The organism is Enterovibrio norvegicus FF-33 (genome assembly GCF_000286835.2).
Lineage (GTDB): Bacteria > Pseudomonadota > Gammaproteobacteria > Enterobacterales > Vibrionaceae > Enterovibrio > Enterovibrio norvegicus_A.
Window position 1 is genome coordinate 950,148 of sequence record NZ_AJYD02000038.1, and the last position, 12,609, is coordinate 962,756.

Annotated in this window: 10 protein-coding genes; 1 reads left to right on the forward strand and 9 read right to left on the reverse strand. The window is 48.9% G+C overall.

Annotation, left to right across the window (positions count from 1 at the left end; translation table 11 throughout):
* The first annotated feature begins 33 nt into the window (after window positions 1–33).
* On the forward strand, window positions 34–1,269 hold the full coding sequence (locus A1OO_RS12470; RefSeq protein WP_016958177.1) for a YbiU family protein: 1,236 nt from the start codon (window positions 34–36) through the stop codon (window positions 1,267–1,269).
* A 96-nt stretch (window positions 1,270–1,365) separates the two neighbouring features.
* Here the strand turns inward: A1OO_RS12470 and A1OO_RS12475 are convergent, their stop codons facing one another.
* The 9 genes from A1OO_RS12475 to A1OO_RS12515 form a co-directional block, all read right to left on the reverse strand.
* On the reverse strand, window positions 1,366–1,974 hold the full coding sequence (locus A1OO_RS12475) for a hypothetical protein (protein WP_016958178.1): 609 nt from the start codon (window positions 1,972–1,974) through the stop codon (window positions 1,366–1,368).
* 151 nt (window positions 1,975–2,125) lie between these two features.
* Window positions 2,126–3,679 carry a glutamate--cysteine ligase gene (gshA, locus tag A1OO_RS12480; RefSeq protein WP_026023840.1) on the reverse strand — a complete coding sequence of 518 codons (1,554 nt, stop codon included), beginning with the start codon at window positions 3,677–3,679 and terminating at the stop codon, window positions 2,126–2,128.
* 133 nt (window positions 3,680–3,812) lie between these two features.
* Window positions 3,813–6,650 carry a M16 family metallopeptidase gene (locus A1OO_RS12485; RefSeq protein WP_017003226.1) on the reverse strand — a complete coding sequence of 946 codons (2,838 nt, stop codon included), beginning with the start codon at window positions 6,648–6,650 and terminating at the stop codon, window positions 3,813–3,815.
* 22 nt (window positions 6,651–6,672) lie between these two features.
* Entirely contained in the window at window positions 6,673–7,110 is a 438-nt protein-coding gene (locus A1OO_RS12490; RefSeq protein ID WP_017003227.1) for a YqaA family protein, read from the reverse strand.
* A complete protein-coding gene (locus A1OO_RS12495) occupies window positions 7,094–7,681 on the reverse strand; it encodes a beta-phosphoglucomutase family hydrolase (RefSeq protein ID WP_017003228.1) in 588 nt (195 codons plus the stop codon). The genes A1OO_RS12490 and A1OO_RS12495 overlap by 17 nt, the downstream gene beginning before the upstream one ends.
* Window positions 7,678–8,613 carry an NADP-dependent oxidoreductase gene (locus tag A1OO_RS12500; protein ID WP_017003229.1) on the reverse strand — a complete coding sequence of 312 codons (936 nt, stop codon included), beginning with the start codon at window positions 8,611–8,613 and terminating at the stop codon, window positions 7,678–7,680. The genes A1OO_RS12495 and A1OO_RS12500 overlap by 4 nt, the downstream gene beginning before the upstream one ends.
* A 135-nt stretch (window positions 8,614–8,748) precedes the next feature.
* On the reverse strand, window positions 8,749–10,047 hold the full coding sequence (locus tag A1OO_RS12505; RefSeq protein ID WP_016958184.1) for a sodium ion-translocating decarboxylase subunit beta: 1,299 nt from the start codon (window positions 10,045–10,047) through the stop codon (window positions 8,749–8,751).
* Between the two features lie 16 nt (window positions 10,048–10,063).
* A complete protein-coding gene (oadA, locus tag A1OO_RS12510; RefSeq protein WP_017003230.1) occupies window positions 10,064–11,848 on the reverse strand; it encodes a sodium-extruding oxaloacetate decarboxylase subunit alpha in 1,785 nt (594 codons plus the stop codon).
* Window positions 11,849–11,885: 37 nt separating this feature from the next.
* On the reverse strand, window positions 11,886–12,131 hold the full coding sequence (locus tag A1OO_RS12515; RefSeq protein ID WP_016958186.1) for an oxaloacetate decarboxylase subunit gamma: 246 nt from the start codon (window positions 12,129–12,131) through the stop codon (window positions 11,886–11,888).
* Window positions 12,132–12,609: the final 478 nt, after the last annotated feature.

Here is a 12,609-nt window from a genome sequence, read left to right on the forward strand (position 1 = left end):
CGTTCATGGATGTAAGACAGGAAAGGAGGGCGCATGGCACTTTCCACGCAAAATCTACCTCAACAAATTCGCGAATTTAAGCGAGAACTGAAAGCACAGTGTCCCGATTACAAACGCCGATTTGATGACATATCTAAAGCAATGGAAACGGAAGTCGAACGGATTAAACGTGAAGAAAGTGAGGGCTCAGCTATCCCACAGTTTGCATTTTCTGATATTGCCGAGAATGGCTTTAATGACGAACAACGCAAGCGCGTTCACCAAGCGGGTTGCTGCATTATTCGCAACACCTTGCCTGCGGATGAAGTCACAGCACACAATGACGCCCTCTCCCGCTACATTATTGAAAACGGCTACTATGAACATGTTCCGACGGTTGAAGACAATTATTTCAGTCAGTTGAAATCCGACAAGCCGCAGATCTTTGGGATCTACTGGTCTGCTGCACAAATATGGGCCCGACAACACCCCAACATGGCCGTCGCTCGTCGTCATCTCAATCATTTATGGACATGGCAGGACAAGGGCAAAACCTTTTTCAATCCAGACTTGGAAGCCAGCTACGCGGATCGTGTCCGTCGGCGCGAACCGGGCGATGCCACGTTAGGTTTATCGCCGCATGTGGACTCCGGCTCCGTCGAACGTTGGATAGAACCCCACTATCGCGAGGTTTACCATGATATTTTTCTCGGTGACTGGCATCAATACAATGCGTTTTATGGTGCTAATCGCATTGAAGTGGAAGAGTTCCCGTCGCCCGCTGTATGCAGTGTGTTTCGCACCTTTCAAGGCTGGGTGGCGTTAACGCAGCAAGGTAAAGGTGATGGCACATTACGAATGGTGCCATCAACACTCGCCATTCCTTATATGCTCCTAAGAGCCATTCAAGATGATGTTCCCGAGGATGATCTATGCGGCGCTGCGCCTGGCCGCGCACTCACTGTTTTTCAACAGTGGCATCCGCTGTTATTTGAGGGCTTAGTGTCTATTCCAGTCGTGCGCCCCGGTGATACCGTGTGGTGGCACCCAGATACTATTCATGCCGTCGAAGATAAACACAATGGTGATGGCTATAGCAACGTCCTATTCATTGGTGCTGCGCCTGATTGCGAGAAAAATCGTCACTTTTTGGACAAACAGCGCCCGGCGTTTCTCCGTGGCGAAAGCTGCCCAGACTTTGCCCCTGAGCATCATGAACGCACTTATCAAGGAAGAGCATCGGAAGATGATTTAACTGAGTTAGGCAGGCGTCAGATGGGCTTTGACTAGCCAAAAAACCAAGCCATAAAAACAAAGCCATAAAAACAAAGAAAGCGCCAAGATTGGCGCTTTCTCAATGACATTATCAATGGATGTCCGCTTTGACTAGAACGGCCACCAGCTTCGGTTAGATTCAAGCTCTGAGCGACAACTCTGCAGCTGTCCACCATAGGTCTTCGCCTGACGCTCTACTTTACGAGCTACCTGCATCACCTTAGGTTTTGATTTATAAGTACCACGCTTAAAACCGCCACGGCCGTCGTGATACGCCAAGTACTGATTGTACGCATCCCATTTGGATATCCCCAACTGACGTTGCGTTTCGCTGGTGTACCATCCAATAAACTGCATGGCGTCGCCGTAGTCGGTTCGAGAGCCGCCATTGCTGGTGGCTTTTTGATAATCAGACCAAGCAGGATCTTGTGCTTGAGCATAACCATAAGCACTGCTGACGCGGCCCCATGGGATCACCCAGAGCACATAGTCTCTCGGTGGCAGCGCATCATGAATGTAGGAGCTTTCTTGTTTCATGAAAGCCATAGCGACGTGTATCGGCGTTCCCCATTCGTCTTCCATGTCCACCGCATCTTCATACCAACCATCATATTGACGGAAAATACTGCAAATGTTCTCGGGGCTTTTTGGCGGAGGATTAGCGCACCCTACCAAAACTAATGAGGTGAGAAGTAAAAGCCACTTGGGTGAAAAGCGCATAGTTGTCCTTGTCTCTCGAACCATCGACACGAAAAGTTATCCAGATGCCCAAGTAACCTCAAGATACTTGTTCAGCGAGAATGTGTTTAGGCATCCCAGATACAAAAACAGGCAGGAAGACCTGCCTGTTTTCTAGTGAAAACTGAGTCCATTAAAGCGACACACTATCACCAAAATATTCAGCCAGATACTGATCGAAGCTAATAGCGTCGCCTTGCTCCACATCTTGCTGTTTTTTCAGACTCGCCTGCGCTTCTTCACGAAATTGTGCTTCAGAGACAAGGTGATACTCGCCTTGCGCATACAACTCAGCGTTTTGTTTAGCAATCGCAAGCCCGACTGTACCGATGCTTTCTTGCTCGACAACATCACGAAGCAATCGCGCTGACAGCGTTTTATCTGGGTTGTCAAACCAGGTCACAAGCTCACGACATACCGCTTGGTATTTGTCCCCGCCATATGCCTTGTCCATGACTACCGCCAGTTTAGCCAGATCAGCAAAGACACGATGTCCCCACTCAACCTGAGTTAACTGTTCGCCATCACAACCAATTTGCAAAGTCAGGCCCGGCTTACGTCCTTCCATCACCACTTTGTTCCAGTTCTGGTGCCAGCATTGCAGCTCACAATCCGTCATCGGTTCAGAGTCAGTCATCACGCTCCAAGTAAGGAAAAGATCCAAGAAGTAAGCCTGATTCTCATCAATACCCGTTGGACTGAATGGGTTCACATCCAACGATCGCACTTCGATGTATTCCACACCGCCACGATCTAAAGCCTCTGATGGTTTTTCACCACTTTTGGCAACACGCTTAGGTCGAATTGGAGCATAAAGCTCGTTTTCAATTTGCAGCACATTGGCATTCAGTTGGCGATAGCCAGTGGCATCTTTCACACCAATTTTGGCAAAATCAGCAGATGGCGTTTGAATGGCGGTGCGTACCCCTTCAAGGTACTGCTCAAGGCTGTTAAAACCAATCTTCAATCCACTTTGCGCACTGTTGGTATAGCCTAAATCACTCAAACGCAATGATGTCGCATAAGGCAAATAATATGTGCCTTTACCCAACACTTTGAAATCTAGATTGGTGTTGGTTTGCTTGATAAACGACCCACACAACGCTGGGGACGCGCCAAACAAATACGGGATCATCCAGCCAAAGCGGTAGTAGTTTCGGATCAAACCGAAGTACGCATCTGACACCGACTCTTGACGCGCATAAGGCGTTTGTTCACCAAACTTCTGCTGCCAGAAACTGTCCGGGAATGAAAAATTGAAGTGCACGCCAGAGATAACCTGCATCACACTGCCGTAACGGTGCTTAAGGCCCTGACGGTACAACGTTTTCATTGTGCCAACATTCGATGTGCCGTACTGCGCCAGTGTGATGTCATCTTCATTGGCAACATAGCATGGCATTGAAAGCGGCCACAGAGATTCACCGCCTAACTCACGGTAGGTAAACCTATGAATGTCCTGCAACTGCGTCAGCATGTCAGAGACCGAGTACGTCACTGGGGTAATGAACTCCAGCAATTGTTCTGCAAAGTCGGTCGTGATCCACTGATGCGTTAACGCTGAGCCTAACGCTGTTGGGTGGGCGGCAGATGACAAAGTCCCTTCTGGTGTGATACGCAACGCTTCGCGTTCCACGCCTCGGCCAATGCCTTTAAGCGCTTCTGGATGTTCAGAAAACGCTGCCAACCTTTGAGAAAAACTATTCAAGGCTGTACTCGTTTATATTTTGTAAGCAGTAAGATGGCTAAGGATAATCACTCTCAACGCCAAAAGCCATCTCACTGTTTTTACGGTTAGTCTAACTACCTATAAATATCGCTCAATTCTCAATCACTAAACGTTTTACAGGTAATCCCAATGTGGCAAGTGAAGGCTCAAGCTTGCTGGCATCGCCAACAACAATGACCTGATAATCATCTGGGTTGAACCACTCACTGGCCAGTGTGTTTAATGTCTGTTTGTCTACATCATCGATGATTGCTTTCTGCGTTGCTTTGTAATCTGAAGGCAATTCATGGCGCATGATGTTGGCAATAAGACCGGCTTTATCGCCCGGCGTTTCATAACTCAGCGCATCTTTCTGCCCGACAGCAAGACGCAAAAACGCTAACTCTTCATCGGTTATGCCTTGTTCTGCCATGACTGACAGTTCGTTTTGCATTTCCTTAACGGTATCCAAGGTGGTGTCTGCACGCACTTGCGCTTGAAAAACAATACGCCCTTTGTCCTGATCGCCCAGCACATAACCGCTAGCACCGTAAGTGTAGCCTTTGTCTTCACGAAGATTGAGGTTCAAACGTGAGTTAAAATTACCGGCAAGATTAAAGTTCGCCAATTGCGTTTTAAACATTTCTCCCGTTGCATCGTAAGACATAGCGTGACGTACCATCTGCACCACACTTTGCGGCGCTCCGGGCTTATCTACCAGCCAAATTTGCGGCTTAGCATACTGTTTCAGTTCTGCTTTTGCAGGGCTGTTTGCCTCTCCCCCTTTCCAACGGCTCAATCCATTAATTTTCGAAAGAAGCGTCTGTTTGTCGATGTCACCAACGGCAATCAGTCGAGTGGTATCCGGCGTATAATTGTCAGCATAAAAGGCTTTCACATCATCCAGTGTCAGGCTGTTCAATGTGCCCAACGTACCTTCTGATGGCAACGCATGCCAAGGGTCTTGATACAAGACTTCACGGCGAGCCTGACTCGCCTGCCATTGTGGCGTTTGGTGGCTAAACTGAATACTTTCAAGTGCCTGCTTTTTAAGTCGATCAAAATCCGCCTGATCAAAACGAGGATTAAACAGCATGTCGCCTGCAATCATCAGGGTTTCTTTTAGATTTTTAGTCAAAGAGGACACACTTACCGTGGTGCCACGCCCCGATGCACTGATACTCACACTCGACCCTAGGCGATCCAACTGCGCGGCAATGGCTTCGCTCGTTTGATTCTGAGTGCCTTCGGCAATTAAATCCGCGGTTAGTGATGCGAGACCATTTTTCCCTTTAGGCTCCATTAAGGTGCCTGCTGGAAGAATGAGATGCATCGCCACCGTTGGCGTTTCATTCGATTCAGCGCCCGTAATTTGAATGCCATTGCCCAGCATCGAATGATAAAGCGTAGGCACATTCAAGGTGACCGATCCGGAAGGTCCAGGTATCACGCTGCGATCGAAAGTCTCTGGGGTTTGGCGGGCTTCAATCAACGCCGGATTGGTATCCTGGTCTTTTGCTTTCGCTCGTACGGCGTTGAAATTTTGAGGCACCGCTTCCAATGATGGTTTGCCTGTTGGAACCACAGAAACCGTGACTGACGGTTGCTGCCAAACAAACTGACTAAACGCACGTTCAACGTCTTTGGTGGTTACGTCACCCAGATCCGTGAGCCATTGCGATAATCTGTCCGGCTTTCCATAGAAGGTTTCGTTGGACGCCAACTGCGAGACTTTACCGTGAACACTTTGCAGACCAAACACGGCACCCGCTTCAGCACTGCCTTTCACTTGAGCAAGATCATCTTGCTTGATGCCGCGCACTTTTAGTGAATCCAGCACCTTGAAAACGTCATCACGTACCTCGGTCAAATCTTGGCCTTGGTTGCCAAGCACATAAAGCTGAAATGTACAGGCAAGCTCTGCGCAATCTTGATAGGCGCTAGCACTGAGGACTTTGCCAGGTTTAACCAGCTCTTGATAAAGTAAACTGTTGCGCCCTTGTCCAAGCACGGATGCCAGCATATCCAGTGCAACCGTTGATTCTGCGTCGGGGTATTCCGTTGGCCAACTCATCACCAACATAGGTTGCTGGATCTTATCTTCAATCGTCACAAAACGATCGCTGTCGAGCGTGACAGGCCATGTGTCTGCTTTAACCGCATCAGGCCCACGCGGAATGTCACCAAAGTATTTGTCGACCCAAGCGAGGGTTTGTTCGACATCGATATCACCACCAATGGTAAGCGTTGCATTGTTAGGTCCATACCAACGTAGGAAGAAGGCTTTAAGATCGTTAACATCAACGCGATTAAGATCCTCTACGTAGCCAATCGTTGGCCAACTATAAGGATGAGTCGGTGGGTACAATGCAGCAGACAAGGTTTCCTGCACCAGTCCATAAGGGCGATTATCATAGTTTTGCGCCCGTTCATTTTTCACCGTATCGCGTTGAATCTCGAATTTACGTTGCGACACGGCTTCAAGCAAAAAGCCCATTCGATCGGACTCTAGCCACAGCATTTTTTCTAGCTCATTCGCCGGAACCGTTTCGTAGTAATTGGTGCGATCTCGGTTGGTCGTGCCATTCACACTGCCACCCGACTCAGTGACTAGTTTAAAATGCTGCTGATCGCCAACATTCTTGGAGCCTTGAAACATCATGTGCTCAAAGAAATGCGCAAAACCTGATTTACCCGGTTCTTCTCGTGCAGAACCGACATGATAAGTCACATCAACATGCACTAAAGGATCGGAGTTATCTGGATGGAGCAATACAGTCAATCCGTTATCGAGTTGATATTTCTGATAAGGGATTGCAGGAGTGCCCGGTTTGGCTTCGTGTTGTTCAATGAATGTAATCCCCGAAGGAAGCATCGTTTCTGGTGAAGCTGAATAAACACCACAACCTGACAGCGCAAGCGCCGCTGCCGTAAGGATAAAATAACGCACACACTATCCTTTCAAAAAAAAATTAGACAAACAGCAACCCTCGAGTCACAAGCGCGAGTATCAGATATCTGAGGGCTTTTCCTGCCGCAATCAATATCCAGCACCACCGTTGTTTCAGTCTCAACCAACCCGCAGCGAGACAAAGAGGGTCACCGATAATAGGAAGCCAGCTTAACAACAAGGTCCAATAACCATAGCGTTGCAGCCAAGCAATGGCTCTTTGACCTTGTTTTTGCTCAAGGGTTCGCGCTGGAAGGAAGCGCCCTATCCAATAATTGGTCATGCCGCCCAAAGTGTTGCCCAGCGTGGCGACGACAACCAAGACACTAAGGCTATAAGTGTTTTCTTTCAGAAGAAGGATCAGGTTCGCTTCTGAACCGCCGGGAAGTAAGGTCGCGCTGAGAAAACCGGTCGAAAATAATACCCACAGCGCGGAGTCTCCGCTAATCCAATCCAACATCGGTCACTCGTACATCGATTACATCCATGCCTGCTGCAGCCGCCGCATCAAAGCCAAACACGGCATCTTCAAACACGAGACATTTGCTTGGGGTCACGCTGAGAAGTTCTGCACAGCGCAGAAAGGTATCCGGTGACGGTTTATGCGCAGACACCTGATCAGCACCAACCACCACATCAAACAAGTGAAGTAGTTCGGCCTTTTTTAGCATACGCGTGGCAATGTCGGTCAAAGTTCCGGTCCCTACCGCCATCGGTTTCTTTCCCGCATAACGACGAGCAACTTCCGTAAAAGGCAACATTTCCAGATGCGCTTCCATGACCTCTGCGAAACACTGCATTTTATGTGCAGCCAGCACACTGGGTTCTATATCCAGATGAAGCTGCTCCACCAAGGTGGTGGCAGTCAAAATAGTCGGACTTCCGCCGCGTGTGTGGTACCAGCTTTCCGATACCTCAAAGCCAAAGTCCGCCGCAGTTTTTTGCCATGCCGCATAATGACCCGGCATGGAGTCGAGCAAGGTGCCATCTAAATCAAAAATCAGGGCGTCATATTGGTCATAGCGGCTCATTGCGGCATCTCCAATAAAATCTTGCCGCGCGTTCGACCTGATTGGATATCAATGTGCGCTTGCACGCCGTGCTCTAGCGGATAGGTTTTGGCGATTTCCACGTGTAACTCTCCTGCTGCGACTTTTGCCAAAAGGGCATCCATTTGCACAGGATTGGGCTTTACAAGCATACCTTGCGCTTCAATCCCTTTTGCCTTGGCAGCAGCAATAATGCGATCAGCGGTAATCGTGGGAACGGTAATCACTCGCCCACCTTGTTTCACACACGCTAACGCCGCTTCCCCTGCATCGCCGCCCATCAAATCAATCAACACATCAATGTCAGTGACCTGCGCATCAAGCGCGGATGCGCGATAATCCAATGCCTTAGCACCAAGCTGAGAAACAAACTCAAGGTTAGCGTCAGAACAAGAGGCATACACGGTTGCCCCCATCGTTTTAGCAAGCTGGATCGCAATATGTCCCACGCCGCCAGCACCTGCCAATATCAACACTGATTCACCTGCTTTTAAATCTGCAAGCTCCAAGGCTTGAAGTGCCGTTAGGCCGGCAACTGGCAGCGACGCGGCGTGTTGAAAGGATACAGTTTCAGGTATACGAGAAAGCGCATCGAGATTGGCGCAAAGATATTGGCCGTAACCACCACCTTCTACTATTCGCCCTGCAACACGATCACCAGCCTGATATTGACCCACGGCGTTAACCACCGTACCCGCCGCATCAAAACCAGGGACCCACGGGAGAGAGTCTTTGATTTTTTCAGCGCCCCAGCCAAGTCCTGCACGCGTTTTCGCATCAACCGGATTAACGCCCGCATAGGCGACGTTGACCAATACCTGATCCGTTGTCGGTTCAGGTATCTCCGTTTGTTGTAGTTTTAGGGTGTCGGGTTCACCAAACGCAGTGATTGCCAATTGAAGATTGTGAGACATGCCATCATCCTTTTTGCGCCATTAATACTTTTCAGTGTCATTAAAAAAGGCGGAAGACACAATGCCTTCCGCCTTTATTTCATCACGTTGACTTAGCCTATCACGCTAACTTAGCGCATAAGCGTCGCTGAGCACTTACCCCACTAGGGCCAGTAACACGCCCGCAGCAACGGCGGAGCCTAATACGCCGGCAACGTTAGGTCCCATTGCATGCATCAGCAAGAAGTTATGCGGGTTAGCATCCAAGCCAACCTTATTCACCACTCGCGCCGCCATAGGCACTGCAGACACACCCGCAGCACCAATCAATGGATTGATGTTGTCTTTGCTGTATTTGTTCAGCAATTTCGCCATCAACACGCCAGCCGCAGTACCAATACTAAATGCGACCGCACCCAGTACCAGAATCCCTAAGGTTTCAACGTGAAGGAATTGCTCCGCTTGAAGCTTCGAACCAACGGAGAGACCCAAGAAGATGGTCACGATATTGATAAGCTCGTTTTGTGCAGTGTTTGACAGACGATCAACCACGCCACACTCACGCATCAGATTACCTAAGCAGAACATACCGACCAACGGCGTTGCCGATGGCAAGAAGATAATCGCCATCACCAATACGGCGAGGGGGAATATAATCTTTTCGGTTTTAGAGACGTGGCGTAACTGCTTCATCTCGATTTTACGTTCATCTTCAGAGGTAAACAGCTTCATGATCGGTGGCTGAATAATCGGCACCAACGCCATGTAACTGTAGGCAGCAACCGCAATCGCTCCCAGCAGATCAGGAGAAAGCTTACTGGCGAGGAAGATAGCTGTCGGGCCATCAGCGCCACCGATAATCGCAATCGATGCAGCATCTGCCAACGAGAACTCCATACCCGGCACCAAGTTCAGCATAATGGCACCAAACAAGGTAGCGAAGATACCGAACTGCGCCGCCGCACCGAGCCACAGTGTGCGAGGGTTAGCAATCAACGCGCCAAAGTCTGTCATCGCACCGACACCCATAAAGATCAGGAGTGGCGCAATACCGGAGGCAATCGACACGTTATAAAACGTGTAAAGCGTCCCATCGGTAAACTTCGCTGCATGTGCCGCTTCATCAAGCTCAGTAATTTGATGCACGCTGGCACCGTCAACCGCCACTCGAATCGCTTCAGGGTTCACATCTGAAATGCCTAGAATACGTGCAAACTCACCCAAAACATCAGGGTTAGCAGCGTAGATAGCGTTTTCCAATGCATTGTTCGCCAAACCCACTTCGGGAATATTGGCAAGAATGGCACCAAAACCAATGGGTAATAGCAGTAAGGGTTCAAAACCTTTGCGGATAGCCAAAAATAATAGCAGGCACCCAACAAAAATCATCACCAACTGGCCAATCTGGAAATTGGCAAGACCCGTGCCTTGCCAGAGGATCAACAAACCTTCCATGTTTTCGTCTATCCTCTTACGCTAGGCTCATCAACGGTGAGCCGACAGTGACAGAATCACCCTCTTTCACCATGACGTCTTGGACAATCCCTGCACGTATTGCACGGATTTCAGTTTCCATTTTCATCGCTTCAAGAATGATCAATACATCCCCCTCTTGAACCTGATGCCCTTGCTTGGCGACAACTTTGAATATATTACCCGCCAATGGCGCAGCAACGGATTCTGCCGTGCCTGATGTTGGCGCTGGCGCAGATGCGACCTGTTGACCTGAAGCCGGCGCGACAGACGTTAGCTCGCCCTGAGGGCCAACAACCACATCATAGACCTGACCGTTTACTTGGACGCTGTAAGCTTCAGTACCACCAACAGATGGTGCAGCCGCCGGTGCCGTTGCTACAACATCTGCTTCAGTACCCGGAGCGGGTTCGAATGCATCAGGGTTACCACGATTTTTCAGGAACTTCAGACCAACTTGCGGGAACAATGCATAAGTCAGCACGTCATCCACTTGTGATTCGGCTAGCAAAATACCCTCTTCTTTCGATTTGGCAATCAACTCGTCCGTCAACAGATGAAGTTCTGACTCCAGCAAATCCGCTGGGCGGCAAGTGATAGGCTGAGCGCCATCAAGCACACGAGCTTGTAGCTCAGCATTGACTTCGGATGGTGCTGCGCCGTATTCGCCTTTCAGTACACCCGCAGTTTCTTTGGTGATGCTTTTATAGCGTTCACCCGTCAGTACATTGATAACCGCTTGGGTGCCCACAATTTGTGACGTTGGCGTAACCAATGGGATATAACCCAGATCTTTGCGGATGCGCGGAATCTCTTCCAACACTTCGTCCATACGATCAGCTGCACCTTGCTCTTTCAACTGACCTTCCATGTTCGTCAGCATGCCACCAGGGACTTGAGCAATCAAAATGCGCGAATCAACACCTTTGAGCTGACCTTCGAACTTGGCGTATTTTTTACGCACTTCTCGGAAATAGGCCGCGATGGGTTCAATCGTATCAAGTTGCAAACCGGTGTCGCGCTCTGTGCCTTGCAGCATGGCAACCACGGTTTCGGTCGGAGTATGCCCGTAGGTTGAGCTCATCGAAGAGATAGCGGTGTCCAGAATATCCAGACCCGCTTCCACAGCCTTCACAGCGGTTGCTGTAGAGAGTCCAGTGGTTGCATGGCAGTGAAGCGCCAGTGGGATATCACAAGAGGCTTTTATGCGCTTGATAAGCTCTTCCGCTTCGTAAGGTCTGAGCAAACCCGCCATGTCTTTAATACACAGAGAGTGACAGCCGAGGTCCTCAAGACGTTTTGCTAGGTCGGTCCATGTATCTAGCGTGTGATGAGGGCTAGTCGTATAAGACAGCGTACCCTGCGCGTGTGCGCCAACATCGACGGCTGACTTAACGGCTCTTTCAAAGTTACGAACATCGTTCATTGCATCGAAAATACGGAAAACGTCCATACCGTTTGCATGTGAACGTTCAACAAATTTCTCCACCACGTCATCGGCATAATGTCGATAACCCAGTAGGTTTTGACCACGAAGCAACATCTGCATCGGTGTTTTTGGCATGGCTTTTTTCAGCTCACGCAGACGCACCCACGGATCTTCACCAAGAAAACGGATGCAGGAATCAAATGTTGCACCGCCCCACGTCTCCAAAGACCAGTAACCGACATCATCGAGCGCCGCAGCAATCGGTAACATGTCATCAAGACGCATACGCGTCGCAAAGAGAGACTGATGGGCATCGCGTAAAACGACATCTGTAATAGCGAGTGGCTTAGACATACGACATAACTCCTTGTAATTGTATGTTTCGCATCAGCTAACGCTGGCGACTACGATATTTATGCACCGCTGCAGAAATGGCAGCGATAGTGTCCCCAGAAATTTGACCGTTATTATTTTGATTAGGTGTCGTGGTCGAAGCGGCCTGAGGCGGCAGCTCTTCGGGGACAATACGTGACATCAAATTGACCAGAACGATCAAAATGGTGAGAAAGATAAAAACCACAGCCATGCCTGTAAACATGAGCGTAGCGGCTTGCTCGAGAGTGCTTCCCAAATCCATAGGTTTGTTCCTTCCTTTGAACCGATTGTCCTAAAACCAATCAGCAACAACCATTCTCTCAGATGTGAGTAACATTTTATTGAGAATTTACTTATTCAGTTAAGTAGTAGGTCAAAATACTAACAAATCACAATAATGACAATCCTGTAATACTGATCATTTCTGCCATTTTCGGCCTCTGACGCAATAAAAACGCACAAATGTTACCAAACTGTTAACCGGCATTGGTGCTATATGCCTTTGCTATGTTACTAAAAAAAATGGGATAAAAGAGAGTAATATCAGGAAATTAACGCAGGGTTTTGGAACAGATAAACGGTGTTTAGAGAGAAGTCACTGAAAGTGAAAAAAAACGGTATTCATTGAGGGAAGTTTGCTTTTTGAGATAATACAAAAATAGGCAGAAAAAATGAATTTAAATGCAGAAAGATGATGGTGCGCGTGGGAGGATTCGAACCTCCGACCGCCTGGTTCGTAG